Annotated in this window: 15 protein-coding genes and 1 pseudogene; all 16 read right to left on the reverse strand. The window is 69.8% G+C overall.

The window, feature by feature from the left end; translation table 11 throughout:
- Positions 1 to 325: 325 nt before the first annotated feature.
- The 16 genes and pseudogenes from ACSDG8_RS04565 to ACSDG8_RS04640 all read right to left on the reverse strand — a co-directional run bounded on the left by ACSDG8_RS04565 (position 326) and on the right by ACSDG8_RS04640 (position 17,504).
- Positions 326 to 3,652 (reverse strand): NACHT domain-containing protein, encoded by a 3,327-nt coding sequence (locus ACSDG8_RS04565; RefSeq protein WP_210890860.1) that lies wholly within the window; start codon positions 3,650 to 3,652, stop codon positions 326 to 328.
- A 260-nt stretch (positions 3,653 to 3,912) separates the two neighbouring features.
- A complete protein-coding gene (locus ACSDG8_RS04570; protein WP_210890858.1) occupies positions 3,913 to 4,257 on the reverse strand; it encodes a hypothetical protein in 345 nt (114 codons plus the stop codon).
- Between the two features lie 430 nt (positions 4,258 to 4,687).
- Positions 4,688 to 5,722: an MBL fold metallo-hydrolase gene (locus tag ACSDG8_RS04575; RefSeq protein WP_210890855.1), complete on the reverse strand. Its 1,035-nt coding sequence runs from the start codon at positions 5,720 to 5,722 to the stop codon at positions 4,688 to 4,690.
- A 57-nt stretch (positions 5,723 to 5,779) separates the two neighbouring features.
- Complete coding sequence (locus ACSDG8_RS04580; RefSeq protein WP_210890853.1) at positions 5,780 to 6,739, reverse strand: electron transfer flavoprotein subunit alpha/FixB family protein; 960 nt, start codon at positions 6,737 to 6,739, stop codon at positions 5,780 to 5,782.
- Positions 6,740 to 6,750: 11 nt separating this feature from the next.
- Positions 6,751 to 7,530 (reverse strand): electron transfer flavoprotein subunit beta/FixA family protein, encoded by a 780-nt coding sequence (locus ACSDG8_RS04585; RefSeq protein WP_210890852.1) that lies wholly within the window; start codon positions 7,528 to 7,530, stop codon positions 6,751 to 6,753.
- Positions 7,531 to 7,540: 10 nt separating this feature from the next.
- Positions 7,541 to 8,419: an enoyl-CoA hydratase gene (locus ACSDG8_RS04590; RefSeq protein ID WP_210890850.1), complete on the reverse strand. Its 879-nt coding sequence runs from the start codon at positions 8,417 to 8,419 to the stop codon at positions 7,541 to 7,543.
- Positions 8,420 to 8,467: 48 nt separating this feature from the next.
- The gene (locus tag ACSDG8_RS04595; protein ID WP_210890848.1) at positions 8,468 to 9,484 is read right to left on the reverse strand and encodes an acyl-CoA dehydrogenase; all 1,017 of its coding nucleotides are present in this window, start codon (positions 9,482 to 9,484) and stop codon (positions 8,468 to 8,470) included.
- Between the two features lie 6 nt (positions 9,485 to 9,490).
- Positions 9,491 to 10,630 carry an acyl-CoA dehydrogenase family protein gene (locus ACSDG8_RS04600; RefSeq protein WP_210890846.1) on the reverse strand — a complete coding sequence of 380 codons (1,140 nt, stop codon included), beginning with the start codon at positions 10,628 to 10,630 and terminating at the stop codon, positions 9,491 to 9,493.
- 1 nt (position 10,631) lies between these two features.
- Entirely contained in the window at positions 10,632 to 11,882 is a 1,251-nt protein-coding gene (locus ACSDG8_RS04605; protein ID WP_439428029.1) for an acyl-CoA dehydrogenase family protein, read from the reverse strand.
- Positions 11,883 to 11,911: 29 nt separating this feature from the next.
- Entirely contained in the window at positions 11,912 to 12,886 is a 975-nt protein-coding gene (locus ACSDG8_RS04610; RefSeq protein WP_210890844.1) for an NADPH:quinone oxidoreductase family protein, read from the reverse strand.
- A 12-nt stretch (positions 12,887 to 12,898) separates the two neighbouring features.
- The gene (locus tag ACSDG8_RS04615; RefSeq protein WP_210890842.1) at positions 12,899 to 13,687 is read right to left on the reverse strand and encodes an enoyl-CoA hydratase family protein; all 789 of its coding nucleotides are present in this window, start codon (positions 13,685 to 13,687) and stop codon (positions 12,899 to 12,901) included.
- Positions 13,684 to 14,208, reverse strand: coding sequence for a MaoC/PaaZ C-terminal domain-containing protein (locus ACSDG8_RS04620; RefSeq protein WP_210890840.1), 525 nt, complete (start codon positions 14,206 to 14,208; stop codon positions 13,684 to 13,686). The genes ACSDG8_RS04615 and ACSDG8_RS04620 overlap by 4 nt, the downstream gene beginning before the upstream one ends.
- Positions 14,205 to 14,678: an FAS1-like dehydratase domain-containing protein gene (locus ACSDG8_RS04625; protein WP_210890838.1), complete on the reverse strand. Its 474-nt coding sequence runs from the start codon at positions 14,676 to 14,678 to the stop codon at positions 14,205 to 14,207. The genes ACSDG8_RS04620 and ACSDG8_RS04625 overlap by 4 nt, the downstream gene beginning before the upstream one ends.
- Before the next feature lie 60 nt (positions 14,679 to 14,738).
- Positions 14,739 to 15,532, reverse strand: a pseudogene (locus tag ACSDG8_RS04630) (SDR family oxidoreductase).
- Entirely contained in the window at positions 15,529 to 16,404 is an 876-nt protein-coding gene (locus ACSDG8_RS04635) for an SDR family NAD(P)-dependent oxidoreductase (RefSeq protein ID WP_210890834.1), read from the reverse strand. Before ACSDG8_RS04635 ends, ACSDG8_RS04630 begins: the two are co-directional and overlap by 4 nt.
- A 2-nt stretch (positions 16,405 to 16,406) precedes the next feature.
- The gene (locus ACSDG8_RS04640) at positions 16,407 to 17,504 is read right to left on the reverse strand and encodes an NAD(P)H-dependent flavin oxidoreductase (protein ID WP_439428030.1); all 1,098 of its coding nucleotides are present in this window, start codon (positions 17,502 to 17,504) and stop codon (positions 16,407 to 16,409) included.
- Between the last annotated feature and the right edge of the window lie 5 nt (positions 17,505 to 17,509).

Consider the following 17,509-nt stretch of genomic DNA (forward strand, 5'->3'; position numbering starts at 1 on the left):
TCGACCGACTCGGCCTACGCGGTCTCCCGAACCAGCAGTCCGGGCCGTTCAGGCAACAGCTAGTTGCGTCGTGTCGTTCGGAAATGACGCCAGTCGTCGATCCACCGCTCCGCCAGAGGGAGTGCGGATCTTACGGCACCTCTCTGCTGCCGATGCCTTGACACAGAGAGGTGCCGTTAGCGAGACAGCCCTTCGTCGCCGGGCGCGCTGCGCTGGGTGCTCCACCCCGGGCCGATGATCCTTGACGTAAGCCGAAAACTCGGCGTCGCCCACGAGGCGCCGTGCAACTGGACCGGCGGGGAGGTCTGGACTGGCCGTGGAGACCTCATTCGTGCGTCCGAGCGCGGTGCTCGGATGCCGACTGTGCCGCCATGCCGAACGCGGCTGTCTGCGATTCGAGCAGCGAGCCGAGGCCCAGGAGAGTCATAAGTACCCGGAGCGGATCTATGCGCTCGGCATGCGCCAAGAGGGCGGCTGCGGTCTCCTGGGGAGTGTGGGCTTCACGGGCCAACTTGCTCAGCTGAGCCGCGGCGTTCGCCATAGCCCTGTCATCTGGATCGTCCAACGACGGCAGGCTGAGCAGCCTGGCGATGGTGTCCTCGTGGAGGTACACCGCATCGCGGGCGAGTTGGGCCAAGGCGAGGTGACGGTGGGGAGGACTGGGGTGCCTTAACGCAGTCCTGTACAGCCGCTCCCGGTCGCCCGTTTCGTCCCTCGACGTCATTGGGCTCAGGAGCAACTGGAACAGCCCGGCGGCAGCAGATTCGAGCGTGTGGTGTTCGACTGACACGGTGGTGTCGCCACACAGCCGCCAGTAGGGAAGTAACACGTATAGGTGCTCGCGTACGTCCATTGCGGTCTGCACGAAGGCCGAGCGACGCAGGGCTCGCCCTACCTGGGAATCGCTGTCTAGGCTGACGTTTTCGACGGTGCTCATCAAAGTTGTGTCGGGCCGGTCGTCCGCTGGCCATGGAAGGGACTCGAACACCCACACCGGTGCGCCGTCCTCGGCGCGTACGCTCAACGTTGCGGGGTTCGTGGCCAAGTCCCACTCCACCCTCAGCGTCTGCCACAGGCGCTTACGGTCCTCCAGATCCAGCTGACTCTGCCACAGCAGCGCCTGCGCCCGCCACCGCATCGTCACCGGCTCGCCCACCAACTCCGTGGCGTCCACCGGTTCGCCCGAGAGAAGAATGGCGAAGCAGACGAGATTGGCCGAGTAGGTGGCGTGCCGTGCAGCCACCGGCTTGCGATTTGGCTCGTACTCGGCGAGCGACCAACGTGGGTGGGGGTAGCCGGAGTCAGCGAGCAGTTCCATCACCAACTTCCGGCACCGTTGACGCGTGTCCAGGTCTAACCGTTCCACAAGCCCTCGGGTGAACTCCCACAGTGGCGCTCGACGGGCAACGGTGATGAATGAAGTGACTGCATAGAAGAAACCGGCATCGAGGAGCGCGCCGGGTCGCCGACGCTGGCGGGAACGGTCCTCGGCCAGTTCAGTCAGCGCGTGAACAATCTGGCGGGCAGCCAGGAACTCACCGAACGTCGCATGCAGGAACTCGAAGCTGCGTTCTACGGTTTCGGTGCCACGGCTAGCCTGCGACTCGTGGATGAAGAAGAACCGACCGACGAGCAGCTGCCCGACGCTGAGTGCTTTTCGCAAGGAATCAGGCCGCGCGCGTCCGAGGTCCTCCGGATTCAGCAGGTGCACGATATCCGCCTCAAGCTCCGCTTCGGCGATCACGTCGCCGCCCCGGTTGAGCATTGCCAGCGCCACGGCACACAGCCGCCGCCACTCCCGCTCGACTTCCGCATTCCGTTGCTCGGAGGTGAGACCGACATCGTGCTTGTCGACCTCCCGAGATACGAAGTCGGCGAAGAGCCGCCCGTAGAGGTCCACCCGGCCGATACCCTGGTCAGCAGTCTGTAAGGCATTGGCGCCGGCGTCGTAGAGGACGAGCAGGAGCAGCAGCAGCGGCTGCCGAGCCAACTCCCCGTACTGCATCACAGTCTCCGCAGCCAGGACGTCAAGGCCGCGTTGCCGCAAGCCCGTGCTGTTCACAGCGTTCCACATCTCGAGCCATGCGGTGATCTGCGCATCGTCGAAAGGTTCAAGACGCACGACCACGGTGCCGGGCGGAAAACGAGCTCGATCCGCCACCACCGTCCGACTCGTAACCAGGACTGCGACCGGCCGCTGCAGGTCAGCTTCCCGAAGCTGGAACTCCTGGAGCTGCTCAAGGTAGTCGGCACGATCGACGCCGGTGGCCTGCAGTAGCTCGTCAAAACCGTCCATAATAACGACCGGCAATGCCGATCCCGCTCGCCGCACCAGCTCCGGCCAGCTCACCGCCTCGCCGAGGGTCTGGTAGAGGGCCCGTTCGATCTGCTGCTGGACGGACGAGTCCGCGTGGACGTTGCGCAGCTCCACCCGGACGACGAGGAACTCTCTCTCGGGTAGGTCGGCGGCGAGCACCTCGGTCAGCACCGACTTGCCTGACCCCGGCTGCCCCAGGATCACCGCCGGCTGCTCGATCGCCCCTCGCCCGGTCAGGTGTCCCAACAGGAAGTCCAGCACATCGGCGACGGTCGGCACGTTCTGCCACCAGGTCTCGGTGGCAGGAAGATCAGTCGGGCCCGCCACGGAGACCAGCCCTTTGGGCTTGACGTACGCCTGCGCCAGCGTGGGGAAGGTGACATGGTCGGGAGCCTCAGACGAGCTGAGGACGGAACGCTGGAGCCGGGCACGGTGCCGTGCACCGAGGCCTGCACGAACACTGTCGACCGCTGAGTTCCCCGTCTCGCGCAGCGCGCTCAGCTCCGCCCGCAGGGCCGCGACAGCCTCGGCCAGGGCCGTACGGGTGGCCTGTGCCTCCACCATGCCCGACCACACCCTGAACTCCGGAACCTGGGCCGCGAGCATCCGGTACGCCTCCGCGTACCGGTCCAGCGCCACGCTGGGCAATTGCTCCCGCATCAGTCGCGCTGCCTCATGCATCGGTGCCCGGTCGTACGCGCTGAGGCCAGTGAGGAAGGCATGCACACGGCCTGCCACCGTCCGGTAATGCTGATCCAGCGCCGCCAGCGTGGATTCGAATGGCAGATGCGCGGCGGGCATGGGTAGCGGCTGGTCGATCAGCGCCGAAACCATCTCTGAGTAACTTTGCGCCGCTGACGTCTTGGTTGCCAGAGCTACCTGCTCGTCTCTGGTCAGCCTCGCACGGGTCGGGTCTAGCTCTGGCAGGTCGCCAAGCACCTGGTCCAGAGCCTCGAAGAACGATGTCACCACGATCACCGAGTGGGCGGCCACCAGGCGCTGCGTCCGATCAAACCGACCCAGCCCATACGCCCGCTCATGAATCCGACCTACCACTGCGTTGCCCCAGGTGACCAGCTCATCGCGCAACGCAAAGAGGTCGACTCCACCCACCGTCCCGACTGTGACCGCTCCTGCGGTTACGCCGGCCAACCGACTGAGCCAGCCCGCCTCGTCCGTCTCGCCGCCAAGCAGCCGCACCGCATCGACGAAAGCAAGTTTCCTGGCTGCCATGCGCGGCAATTTAGCCGAGCACGAAAGCCTAGCCAAGTCCTGGAAGGACAGTTGACGACTCGTGCCCTGCAAGAAGTAGAAAAGTTCCCGGGCGTCCTCCACGGCTCTGGAAGGCTGTCCGACGAACGGTTCGCTCAGACCTCCGAATCTGCATCGAGCCGACCGGGCTGATGAACATCATGACCCGGTCCATTCGTTCCACGCCCAGCCGGATGCGGGAGATAGGGCGTCGGGCAGCTGAGGTACGGAGTGGTTCCTCTGTTCACTGCCGAGTCGGCATTACAGGCACGCACCGCTACGTCACAGGAGTTGCGGCGACAGCCTAACCGCCTACCCGCGATGGTGGGGTATGGGAGAGCCGATTACCGTCCGTACCGCCACTGGGCTTCTTCAAGAAAGTCCGCATGCCGGGCTTGCTCCCACTCCCGCATGCTCGGATACCGGTCTCGGCAGTACCGCTGCCGAAGGTGATCGCTGAACTGGGACCGCTCGTCGTCGCTCGTCAGCCGCAGTCCACGGTCATCGTTGCCCGCTTGCAACACGACACCACCGTTGGGCTCAACGGTCAGGGTGATCTCGTCGTCACGCGGATCAGGGTGACGAGCCGCCAGGTACGCAAAGTAGATGTAGCGGTAGTCGAACTCGTCGTGGCGGTCGTGCACCCAGTCAAGCCATTGATCCACCTGCGCCAAGGCCCAAGGTTCCATACGCCCCTCCCCTTGATCCTCGCAAGGCACGTTGCTCACCCAGAGTTGTAACGTTATCGACCGGCAGCCGCTCAGCCGTCCGGATGGCATTGTTATATGGCCCGGTCCATCGCCGCTGTCCCGCGGTCCGGGGACTGCCCGGACGGGTTGCTGTCCGGGCTGACCCAAAACGGTGCTGGAGAGCGCCCTGAAGGCTGAGATGACCGAGCACCTGGGCTATGGCAACGACCGGCCGGCTGACCGCGACGGGCCAACTCGTGCGACGACACCCGGAGCGGCATTGCCAGCCGCGCAAATCAGACATACACGTCGGAGCCGCTGGCAACCCGGAGGTCCATGGTCATCATCGGTGCCGGATTGCCACGAGCACCCAAGTGATGACCGCGCTTCTGCCCACCACTGCCGGCTCCAACGGGATTGTCCAGAGCGGTCACGCCGGGGCGTAGCGGCGCACCCCGTCGACGTCGGCAGCCTTCAGCCGCCCCTGCGCCACGAGCAGGTCGAGGTGGGCGGCCGTCTCGGTGACGGCGAGCATCTGGTTGAACAGGTCCAGGTCGGCAAAGGCACGCTCACGCCTGGTCCAGCTCAGTTGACCCGCCGCCTCGTAGGCCGTCATCGCGTCACGCACGACGCCGCACGCCTGGTCGAGTCGCTTCGCGTGATGGTGCAGGAGTTCGTCGACGCGCGCGTGGACACTCGGGCCGACCGGGCCGTGCGCCGGCAGCATCCGCTGGTCGGGCAGAGACCGGACCAGCCGCAACGAATCCAGGTAGTCCCCGAGTGGCAGCGCCGCGGCCGCCGCCTCGAAGCCGATTGACGGTGTGATGTGGGGAAGTACGTGGTCGCCGGTGAACATCAGCTCCGCGTCGCGATCGAGGAAGACGACGTGCCCACGGGTGTGTCCAGGGGTCGCCACCACGCGCAGCGTCCTGGTCGGCAGGACGACGTCGGTCCCCCCGGCCAACCAGTCGTCCGGCGCCGCCCAGTCCGTCGGATCATGCGGCGCCGACTCGGCCCGCGCGCGCAGCGCTTCGACGATCTCGCCCGCACCGCATCGCATCAGCCCCTGCCAGTGTTCGGACATCGGCCGGTGATCCGGAGTCGACAGCTCGCGGATGGAGGGTTCCTCGCCCTCGCCGAGGCTCACTGTCGTGCCGAACTCGCGCCGTACGGCCACGGCCATCGCGTAGTGGTCGCGGTGCACGTGCGTCACGAGAAACCGACGGACGTCCGCAAGGCCCGCGCCCAGGGCAGCCAGGGCCGCGTCCAATGTCTGTCGGGCCGCCGTGATGGCCCAGCCCGAGTCGACCAGCACGAGGCCGTCGTCAGCCGCCAGGGCGTACACGTTCACCGATCGCAGACCGTCCTGCGGCAACGGCAGCGGAATGCGGTACACCCCGGCGGCCACCTCAAACACGCCCGGACGCGTCCAGTCCGACGTCACATCATCGGGCTCGACCCGCATCGCTGCTGCCCCCACCATCCGCCGTCCTCCATCCAGAGCATGACCGACACGACTGTGTCACTTGCGCTTGCGGATCTCCTCGGCGGCCTGCGGGACGACCTTGAACAGGTCTCCGACCACGCCGTAGTCGGCGAGTTCGAAGATCGGCGCTTCGGCGTCCTTGTTGACCGCGACGATGGTCTTCGAGGTCTGCATACCGGCCCGGTGCTGGATCGCCCCGGAAATACCCAGCGCGACATACAGCTGCGGGGACACCGTCTTACCGGTCTGACCGACCTGGAACTGGTGCGGGTAGTAACCGGAATCCACCGCCGCGCGGGACGCGCCGACCGCACCGCCGAGCAGGTCAGCGATCTCCTCGACCAACTTGAAGTTGTCCGCGTTACCCACACCCCGACCACCGGACACAACCACCGACGCCTCGGTCAGCTCCGGGCGGGAACCCTTCTGCTCCGCGACCCGCTCCACCACCTTCGCCAGCTTGTCCGCGTCGGTGACCGACACCGACAGCTGCTCCACCGCCGCAGTGGCAGCGGCCGGAACCGGGTTCAGCGAGTTCGGCCGCACCGTGACCAGCGGCAGGCCCTTCGTCACCTTCGACTTCACGATCGTGGAACCGGCGAACGCCACCTGCGTGGCAGTGCCGTCAGCGGCCAGGCCGACGACGTCGGTCAGGATGCCGTTGTCCAGCTTCACCGCCAGCCGCGCGGCGATCTCCTTGCCCTCCTGCGACGACGCCAACAGCACCGCGACCGGCTGCACCCGCTTCACGAGGTCGGCGACCACTGTCGCCTTCGGGGCCACCAGGTAGCCGTCGATCTCCTCACCCTCGGCGGCGTAGATCTTCTCCGCCCCGTACTCACCCAGCTTCGCGCTCAACGCGGCGGCGGCGCCGGCGCCGCCGAGAACGACCGCGCTCGGGGTGCCCAGCTCGCGGGCCAGGGTGAGCATCTCCAGGGTGACCTTCTTGACGCCGAATTCCTTGGTGGCTTCGACGACGACGAGAACCTCAGACATGTCCAGACCCCTCACACGAACTTCTCGGCAGCAAGGAACTCGACCAGCTTCACGCCGCCCTCGCCCTCGTCGGTGATCTTCTCGCCACCCGAACGCGGCGGCCGCTTCGCGTGCTCCACCACAGCACTGGTCGCGCCGTCGAAACCCACCTCGCCCGGAGCCACACCCAGATCACCCAGCGACAGCGTCTGCACCGGCTTCTTCTTCGCCGCCATGATGCCCTTGAACGACGGGTAGCGCGGCTCGTTGATGGTGTCCCACACGGAGACCACGGCCGGGGTCGAGGCGGTCACCACCTCGTAGCCCTCCTCGGTCTGCCGCTCGACGGTCAGGTTCGCGCCGTCCACGGTGAGCTTGCGCGCGCCGGTCAGGGCGGCCACACCCAGCCGCTCGGCGATCATGTGCGGCATGACCTGCACCCGGCCGTCGGTCGACTCCGCGCCGCACAGGACCAGGTCGGCGTTGAGCTGACCGAGCGCGGCGGCGAGCACCTTCGACGTGGCCACCGCGCAGGAACCGTGCAGCGCGTCGTCGACGACGTGCACAGCCTTGTCCGGACCCATGGAGAGCGCCTTGCGGATCGACTCGGTCGCCCGGTCCGGACCCATCGTCAGGATGGTGACCTCGCCACCGTGCGCTTCCTTGATCTTCAACGCCTCTTCGATGGCGTACTCGTCCATCTCATTGATCACGTTGTTCGCCGAACCGCGGTCGACAGTGTTGTCGTCAGCACGCAGGCTGCGGTCCGCGCCCGAATCGGGCACCTGCTTGACGAGTACGACGATATTCATCGCGCTTCGATCACCCTTCCTGTCTCGCGGCGTCACGCATGCTCCGGGCATCCTGGCCACCGAGGGAGTCACTGCCCACCTCGGCGTTGTGCGCGTGGGCCACATGGTGCAGCCCGAACACCGAATCCATCCCGTCCCGCAGGCCCATGAGGTCCTCGGCCTGGTTGACCGCCTTCTTGGTCAGCGCAAGACCCAGACGCGGCATCTGCGCGATCCGGGCGGCGAGCCCCATGACCTCCGCCTCGAGGTCGTCTCTGGCGACCACCCGGTTGACCATGCCGAGTTCGGCGGCGCGCGCCGCCGGCATCCGGTCACCGGTGAAGAGGAACTCCTTGGCGAAGCGCGGACCCAGCACCCACGGGTGGGCGAAGTACTCGACCCCGGGGATGCCCATGCGTACGACCGGATCGGCGAAGAACGCGTCGTCCGAGGCGACGATCAGGTCACATGACCAGGCGAGCATGAGGCCCCCGGCGATACACGCTCCCTGCACCATCGCGATCATCGGCTTGGGCAGCTCACGCCAGCGGCGGCACATCCCGAGGTACACCTCGGACTCCCGGGCGAACCGGCTGTCGGCCCCGGCCTTACCGACATGGTCCCACCACAGGCCGGCACGCCTGTCGAACGACGAATCGATGTCCCGGCCCGGCGTGCCGATGTCGTGACCGGCCGAGAAGTGCTTCCCCGCGCCCGCCAGGACGATGACCTTCACCTCGTCGTCCGCGGCCGCGCGGTAGAACGCGTCGTCGAGCGCGTAGGTCATCGCCGAGTTCTGCGCGTTGCGGTACTCCGGCCGGTTCATCGTCACGACGGCCACCGGCCCCCGTGTCTCGTACCGGACGACCTCCGCCGCCGCCTGCGGGCCCACGCCGCTGGTCTCGCTCATCTGGATCTCCTTCTCGCGGATCGGGTGTACGTCGTGCGGGGCCCGCGGTCAGGACGCGGGGCGCACCCCGGTCAGGCCGACACCGAGGTCCTCCAGCAGAGCCGCCCGGTGCCAGGCGGCGCTGCCCCACGACGACTCCAGAGCCCACGACCGCTTGAGGAACAGGTGCAGGTCGTACTCGGTGGTGTAACCGATCGCGCCGTGGCACTGCAGAGCGGCCCGGCCCACGACGTGCGCCGCCTCGGACGCCAGCGCCTTGGCCGTGGCCAGGGAACGCAGCCGGCCCGGGACGCCCGCGGCCAGCTCGAACCCGGCCGTCGCCACCACCGGCGCGGCGAACTCCAGGTGCAGCAACGCGGTGGCGAGGTGATGCTTGACCGCCTGGAAGCTGCCGATCGGCACCCCGAACTGCTCCCTGGTGCGGACGTGCTCGACGGTGAGTTCGAGCATCCGCCGGGACAGCCCGACGAGTTCGGCCGAGGTCGCCAGCACCCCCCGCTCCCAGGCCAGCCGCACCACCTGCGGGTCGTCCACTGTCGCCACGAGCCGCGCGTCGGCGTACCCGGTCAGGTCCAGCGCGACGTCCAGCGACGGCGACGTCGACGCCGCCGCGTCGGACACGTCGAGAATCTCGATGGGTCCCGTCCCACCGAAGCCGCCACGCAGCACCAGGTCGGCACCGGAACCGAACGCGACATGCCCGGTCACCGCAGGGTCGGCGCCGACCGTGAGCACCCCCGCGACGAGCTTCGCCAGCAGGTCCGGGGCGCCCGAGGCGAGTACCGCCGGAGCGACAGCGAGGGTCGCCGCGAGCGGCAGCGGGGCGGCGGCGTACCCGATCTGCTCGAAGACCGACACGACGTGGTTCTCGTCCAGGCCCAGCCCGCCGTCGTTCTCGGCCACCAGCAGCCCCGCCACACCGAGACCGGCCAGGCTCTCGGCCAGTGCGGCCACCTGCGCCGATCCGGCTCCGGCGCGTACCGTCGCCGGCGAGCACCGGTCGGTGAGCACCTGGCGGACGACGGCCTCCAGCTCGCGCTGCTCGTCAGTCGGAGCGAAACGCACGCCTGGTCACCTCCTCGGCAGACCGAGCAGGCGCTCGGCGATGATGTTGCGCTGGATCTCGTTGGTGCCCGCGTAGATCGGACCCGACAGCGAGAACTGGTAGCCGCGGGTCCACGGGCCGTCAACGAGCGCGTCCGGGCCGAGCAGTTCCAGCGCCGTCTCGTGCAACGCGATGTCCAGTTCGGACCAGAAGACCTTGTTGAGGCTCGAACGCGCGCCGGCCAGGCGACCCTCGACGATGTCGGTGACCTGAGCCAGCGTGAACTGCTGGTAGGCGTGCGCCTGCATCCACGAGCGCGCCACCCGGTCGCGGAGCAGGTCGGTCGCCGCCTCGCCCCGCTCGCCCGCGAGCGCCACGAGCGCGGCTGCCGCCTTGAGGAAACGCCCCGGTGAGCGCAGCGTCAGTCCCCGCTCCGAGCCGGTCGTCGACATCGCGACCGACCAGCCCTGGTCGACGCCGCCGAGGACCGCCGAGTCCGGTACTAACGCGTCCTCGAAGAACACGTCGGCGAAGCCCTCGTCACCGTCGAGCCGGTCGAACCCGCGCACCGTCACGCCCGGGGCGTCCAACGGCACGAGGAAGTACGTCAGTCCCCGGTGCCGCTGCGCCTGCGGGTCGGTCCGGAACAGCCCGAACAGGTGGGTGCAGAACGCGCCCCGGGTCGACCAGGTCTTCTGCCCGCTCAGGCGCCACCCGCCGGCCTGCTCGTCCCGCACCGCCCGGGAGCTGATCCCCGCCAGGTCGCTGCCCGCGCCCGGCTCCGACCAGCCCTGGGCCCACAGGTCCTGCGCCGACGCCATCCGCGGCAGCAGTTCGTCCTGCTGCTGCTTCGTGCCGAATTCGAAGATCGTCGGGGCCAGCAGGAAGATGCCGTTCTGCGTCACCCGCTGCGGCGCGCCGGCCCGGTAGTACTCCTCCTCGAAGATGAGCCACTGCCAGATCGAGGCCTCGCGGCCGCCGTACTCCTCGGGCCACGACACGACCGACCACCGGTCCGCGTGCAGTGCCCGCTCCCACTCCAGGTGGGCGGCGAAGCCCGCCGCGGTGTCCCCGGAGGGCAGCGGCTGCCGCGGCACGTTCGCGGCGAGCCAGTCGCGGGCCTCCGCACGGAACTGCTCGTCCTGCGCCGACCAGGTCAGATCCATCTCAGTCCCGTCCCGTCCCGGCGAGGACCGTCGGCGGCGTGTCGCGGTAGCGACGCAGTTGCGTACGCGCCACCGTACGCAGGTGCACCTCGTCCGGGCCGTCGGCGATGCCGAGGATGCGTGCACTCGCCCACATCCGGGCGATCGGGAAGTCGTCGGTGACCCCGCCGCCGCCGTGCGCCTGGATCGAACGGTCCAGCACGTTGCGGGCGACCCGGGGCGCGACGACCTTGATCGCGGCGATCTCGGTCGCGGCGCCCTGGATCCCGACCTGGTCGATGAGCCACGCCGCCTTGAGCACGAGCAGGCGGGCCTGCTCGATCTCCATGCGGGACTCGGCGATCCAGTTCCGCACCACGCCCTGGTCGGAGATCCGGCCGCCGAACGCCTCGCGGGCCATCGTGCGGCGCACCATCAGCTCGAGGCCCCGCTCGGCCATGCCGAGGCAGCGCATCGCGTGGTGGATCCGGCCCGGGCCAAGGCGGGCCTGGGCGATCGCGAACCCGTCGCCCTCGGCGCCGAGCAGGTTCGTCACCGGCACCCGCACGTCGTCGAACCGGATCTCGCAGTGCCCGTGCTGGTCGTGGTAACCGAAGATGGGCAGCGAACGCAGAATCGTCACCCCGGGGGTGCCGACCGGCACGAGGATCATGGACTGCTGCCGGTAGACGGCCGCCTGCGGGTCCGTCTTGCCCATCAGCACGAGGATGGCGCAGCGCGGGTCGGCGGCGCCGGTCGTCCACCACTTGCGTCCGTTGATGACGTACTCGTCGCCGTCGCGCACGATCGAGGTGGAGATGTTGCGCGCGTCGGAGGACGCCACGTCCGGCTCGGTCATCGAGAAGCCGGAGCGCATCGTGCCGTCGAGCAACGGGGTGAGCCACCGCTGCTTCTGCTCGGGCGTGCCGAACATGTGCAGCAGCTCCATGTTGCCGGTGTCCGGCGCGGCACAGTTGATCGCCTCGGGGGCCAGGTAGGGCGAGCGCCCGGTCTCCTCGGCCAGGTAGGCGTACTCGATGTTGGTGAGGCCCGACAGGTCAGGCAGGAAGAGGTTCCACAGCCCCAGCTCGCGCGCGGTCGCCTTCAGCTCCTCGACGACCGGCGGCAGGACGTGGGACACCCCGCCGTTCTCGCGGGCCGCGGCGGCGAGCTCGGCGGCGTACACCTTCTCGGCGGGGTAGACGTGCTCGGCCATGAACGTGCGCAACGTCGCGAGCAGCTCGCTCGCGCGCGGGCCGGGGCCGAGGTCCATCCGGGTCAGGTCGGTCGCGTCAGCCACCGTCACTCCTTGCCTGAGCTCATGCGGAGGGCGATCTTGCCGCGAGCGCCACGGTTCAGCACCGTGCCGAGCGCGCGGGCGGCCTCCTCCAGCGGGAAGACCTCGCTGACGTGCGGCCTCAGCCGGCCGTCGGCGATCCACTCCAGCACCGTGGTCATGTTGGCGGCGTTCGCCGCCGGGTCGCGCCGGGCCCAGGCGCCCCAGAGGACCCCCAGCACCGCGCCCTCGGTGAGCAGCAGCCGATTCAGCTTGACCTGCGGGATCGTGCCCGCCGCGTAGCCGACGGTGAGGAACCTCCCGGCCCACGCGAGGGCACGCAGCGCCGCGGTGGCGGCGTCGCCACCGACCGGGTCGTAGACGACGTCGGCGCCGGTGCCGCCGGTCAACGCACGTACCGTCGCGGTCAGGTCGTCGTAGCCGATGGCGTGGTCGGCGCCGTGCGCGAGGCACAGGTCACGCTTGTCCTGGCTCGACGCGGCCGCGATCACTGTCGCGCCGAGAGCCTTGCCGATCTGCACGGCGGTGAGGCCGACGCCGCCGGAGGCGCCGAGCACGAGCAGCGTCTCGCCGGCCGCGAGGCCGGCCCGGTCGACGAGCCCGTGGTACGACGTGCCGTAGACGACCGGGATCGTGCCGGCCTCGACGAGGTCGACGCCCTCGGGCAGCGGGTGCACCATGCGGGCGTCGACGAGCACCTGGGTGGCGTAGCCGCCGATGCCGCAGAAGCCGACGACGCGGGTGCCGACGGGCGGGCCGGTCACCCCGTCGCCGAGCGCCGCGACCGTGCCGGCGACCTCGCAGCCGGGCACGAACGGCAGCTCCGGCTTGGTCTGGTAGGTGCCGGCGACGATGAGGCCGTCGGGGAAGTTCACCCCGGCCCCGGCGACGTCGACGAGTACCTGCCCCGGTCCGGGCTGCGGCGCCGGCCCGTCCGTGAGCGTGAGCACCTCGGGACCGCCGAGCTCGCGGACCAGCATCGACCGCACGGCTCAGCCCTCGCTGCCCGGGCGCGCCGCCTTGTCGGTGCCGGCGAACTCGTCGCGGATCCGGTCGGCGACCCCGGTGAGGTTGAGCTCGAAGGTGAAGCCCTGCTCGAAGCGGTAGCTGCGGTTGACGTCCCACAGGTCGATGCCGTTGAGCGAGGCCTTGGCGGCCCGGATCACGGTGGGGTCCTTCTCGGCGATGCTGGTCGCGATGGCGATCGCCGCCGCGCGCAGCTGCTCGCGGGGTACGACACTGTGCACCGAGCCGTACGCGTGCAGCTCCTGGGCGGTGGCGGTGGCCGAGGTGTAGACCATGGCGCGCATCCGGTGCTGGGGCACCATCCGGGACAGGTGGGTGGCCGCGCCGAGGGCGCCGCGGTCGACCTCGGGCAGGCCGAAGGTGGCGTCGTCGGAGGCGACGATGACGTCGGAGTTGCCGACCAGGCCGATGCCGCCGCCGAGGCAGAAGCCGTGCACGGCGGTGACGACCGGAACGGGGCACTCGTAGACGGCCTTGAACGCGGCGTAGCAGCCGCGGTTGGCGCCGAGCAGCGCGGTGAAGCCGTCGGTGTGCTGCATCTCCTTGATGTCGACGCCGGCGTTGAAGCCGCGGCCCTCGGCGCGCAGCAGGACGACCCGCACCGACTCGTCGACGCCCGCGGCGTCGAGGGCGGCGGCGAGCGCGAACCAGCCGGCCACCGGCAGCGCGTTGACCGGCGGGTTGTCCACGACGATCTCGGCGATCCCGTCGGGGTGCACTGTCGTCGTCACCGACGCGTGGCTCGTGGGGCTCATCCCTGCTCCTCGGTGGTCTCGGGCTGCTCGCCGGCCTCGGCTGCGGCGTCAGGAGCGGCGGCGTCGAGAGGCAGCACGAACGTCGCCCACGCGGTGACGGCCGTGTCGCCGGTCTGCCGCCGGCAGGTCAGCTCGACGTCGACGCGGCCCTCACGGCCGTCCTCACTGTCGAGCACGTAGGTGCGCAGCGGAACGCCTTCGAGAGTGAGGACGTCGCCGGGCCACACCTGGGCCAGGAACCGGATACGGAAGTCACGCACGTTGGCGCCGCCGAGCCAGTCGGTGGCGTAGGTGCCGAGCAGGCTGGCCTGCCACATGCCCACCGAGAAGGGGCTCGGGAACCCCGCGGCCCTGGCGAAGACCTCGTCGTGGTGGATCGGGTTCATGTCGCCCGAGGCGCCCTGGTAGCGGACGAAGTCGGTGCGGGTCACCGGGCCGTAGGCGCGCGCCGGAGGGGTCGCCGGGACGGGCAGGACGACCTCGGTCGTACGGGGCTCGGCGGTGGCCGTCGTGTCGCTCATGCGGACGCTCCGTCCTGCGTCGCGTCCCCGGTGGCCGGCGGGCGGGCCGTCTCGACACCGGTGAGCTTGGCGCGGGCGACGAGACGCCCGGTCTCGTCGTGAAAGTCGGTGTACATCACGGCGAAGGTCATCTCCCCACCGCGACGCCCCACCTTGGTGTAGATCTCGCCGATGCGCGACTGGCACGTGAGCCGGGTGCCGGCGCGGGGCGGCTCGCCGAAGAACGTGTACTGCTGCTCGGCGTGCAGGCCGCGCTGCTGGTCGAGCTCGACCGCGGACCACGGGTTGGAGTCCTCGCCCTGCCAGAAGAACGACGTCGTGAGGAACGTCGGCTGTACGACCGGGTTTTCCTCCCGCAGGTAGGCCGCGTCAGCCGCTCCGGTGGCCAGCGCGAACTCGCGGATCTTGCCGCGCTCGACGTCGAGCCGGAAGGGGGCGCCGGTGACGCCCTGCGCGTCGGGGTTGGCCACGACGAGCTCCTTTCGTTGGTCCGCTGCGAGCCGGCCCGGTCGCCGGCGCGCAGCGGGTGGTCACGGGTGCTGGCTCGAGACGGACACGACCTCGCCGGTCATGTACGACGAGTAGTCACTGGCGAGGAAGACGATGACGTTGGCGATCTCCCACGGCGCCGCGGCCCGGCCGAACGCCTCCTGGTCCGAGAGCTGGGCGAGCAGCTCGTCGCTGGTCACCTTGGCCAGGTGGGCGTGCATCGCGATGCTCGGGGACACCGCGTTGACCCGGATGCCGTGCTCGGCGACGTCGAGGGCCGCGCAGCGGGTCAGCGCCATGACTCCGGCCTTGGCCGCGGCGTAGTGCGCCTGCCCCTTCTGCGCGCGCCAGCCGATGACGGAGGCGTTGTTGACGATGACCCCCTTGCCGGCCGGGATCATGTGCCGCAGCACCGACCGGGTCGCCTTGAACGTCGAGGTCAGGGTCACCGACAGGACGGAGTCCCATTGTTCGTCGGTCATGTCCTGCACCGCCGCGGTGCCGCCGAGCCCGGCGTTGTTGACGAGTACGTCGATGCCGCCGAACTCGGCGGCGACGGTGTCCATGAGGTGGTCGAGCTGGGCCTGGTCGGTGACGTCGCAGGGCACCGCGAGCGGCCGGGTCCCGGTGAGGCGCTCGATCTCGTCGGCCGACGCGGCGAGGCGGCGCTCGTGGCGGTCGCTGATGGCGACACGCGCGCCTTCCTCCGCGGCACGGCGCGCCGTGGAGAAGCCGATGCCGGTGCCGGCGGCGGCGGTGACGAGCACCGAGCGTCCGGAGAGCAGCCCGTGGGCCGGGCCGGCCCAGTCGGCGACGTCGGTGTGACCGGTGTCAGACACGGGCGGCCATCTCCTTCGCGATCTCCTGGACGGTCCAGCGGGCGCCCTTGTCGATGGTCCAGTCGTAGCTCCACGGCGCGCAGCGACGGATCTCGCCGCCCTTGGCGTAGTACACCTCGCCGGTCACCGGCACGTCGGCGGTGAGCAGCCAGGCGACGAGCGGGGAGACGTTGCCGGGGTGGTAGACGTCGAACGCGGCGGGGTCGGCCGGGGCGGCGACCATCTCGCCGATGCCGGGCAGGTCCTGGGTCATCCGGGTACGCGCGACCGGGACGATCGCGTTGACGCGTACGCCGTAGCGGCCGATCTCCTGGGCGAGGATGACGGTGAGGGCGGCGATGCCGGCCTTGCCCGCGCCGTAGTTCGTCTGCCCGACGGCGCCGATGATGCCGGAGGTCGAGGAGACGTTGACGATCGAGGCGACCGGCTGGTTGCCGGCCTTGGACTCGGTGCGCCAGTGGTCGGCGAACACCCGGCACGGCGCGAACGTCGAGCGGAGCTGGCCACGGATCACCGCGTCCCAGTCGTCCTCGCTCATGTTGACGAACATCCGGTCCCGCAGGATGCCGGCGTTGTTGACGAGGCCGTCGACGCGTCCGTAGGTGTCGCGGGCGAGCGTGAGCAGCTCGCGGGCGCCCTCGGTGGTGGCGACGTCAGCGGTGCTGGCCACGGCCTGGCCGCCGGCGTTCGTGATCTCGGCGGCGACGGCCTCGACGACCGAGGGGTCGCTGCCGGTGCCGTCGGCGGCGGCGCCGGTGTCGGCGACGACGACCGAGGCGCCTTCGGCGGCGGCGAGCAGGGCGTGCTCACGGCCGAGGCCGCGGCCGGCACCGGTGACGACGACGACGCGTCCCTGCAGTGCTCCCATGACTAGTCCTCCTTGTGCCCGGCCGGGGCCGACGCGACCGGCGCGGGCACGCCGAGCCGGTCGAGGGTCCGGGTGGCCTCGTCGATGATGCGGTCGATGAGCTCGGCGACGCTCGGGACGTCGTCGATCAGTCCGACGACCTGGCCGGTGGCCATGACGCCGAGGTCGGTCTTGCCTTCCAGCAGGGCCGACCGGTAGAGCATCGGAGCGTTTGCGGCCATGACGACCTGGCTCCACGTCAGGCCGTGGGCCTTGCGCATGGCCAGGCCCTCGCGGACCATGTCGCCCCACGGCGTGCCGGACAGCTTCTGGAAGGCGAGGGCGTTGCGTACGGCCCGCAGCAGCCGGCCGGCGGCGGAGGTGCGCTCCAGCTCCTCGATCGTGCCGGCGCGCAGCACGCGCTGCGGCACGCCGTCGACCTGCAGGGTCAGCACTGTGTCGTTGACCGTCTTGGACAGGTAGACGTCCTTGACCGACGGCTGGACCGGCGAGTCGCTGGTGAGCAGGAAGCGGGTGCCCATGGCGACGCCCTCGGCGCCGTAGGCGAGCGCGGCGACGAGGCCGCGACCGTCGAAGAAGCCACCGGCGCCGATGACCGGGATGTCGACGGCGTCGACGACCTGGGGCAGCAGCAGGCTGGTGGGCACCCCGCCGGTGTGGCCGCCGCCCTCACCGCCCTGCACGATGACGGCGTCGGCGCCCCACGCGGCGACCTTCTCGGCGTGGCGGCGCGCGCCGATCGACGGAACGACGACGAGGCCGGCGTCCTTGCACTTGGCGATGAGTTCCTGCTTGGGGGCCAGCGCGAAGGAGACGACCTTGACGCCGGCGGAGATGAGCAGGTCGATGCGCTTGACGACGTCCGGCTGGTCGGCGCGGATGTTGACGCCGAACGGCGCGTCCGTGCCGGCCTGGATCTGCTCGACGGCCGCCACGAGTTCGTCGTAGGTGAGCAGTCCGGCCGCGAGGATGCCCAGCCCGCCGGCGTTGGCCGTCGCGGTGGTCAGGCGCACGTCGGAGACGTAGCCCATGCCGGTCTGGACGATCGGGTACCGCACCCCGAACAGGTCGGTCGCCCGGGTACGCAGCGTCGGGTGCATCCCGC

Source organism: Micromonospora sp. LA-10, assembly GCF_051853095.1.
Lineage (GTDB): Bacteria > Actinomycetota > Actinomycetes > Mycobacteriales > Micromonosporaceae > Micromonospora > Micromonospora echinospora_A.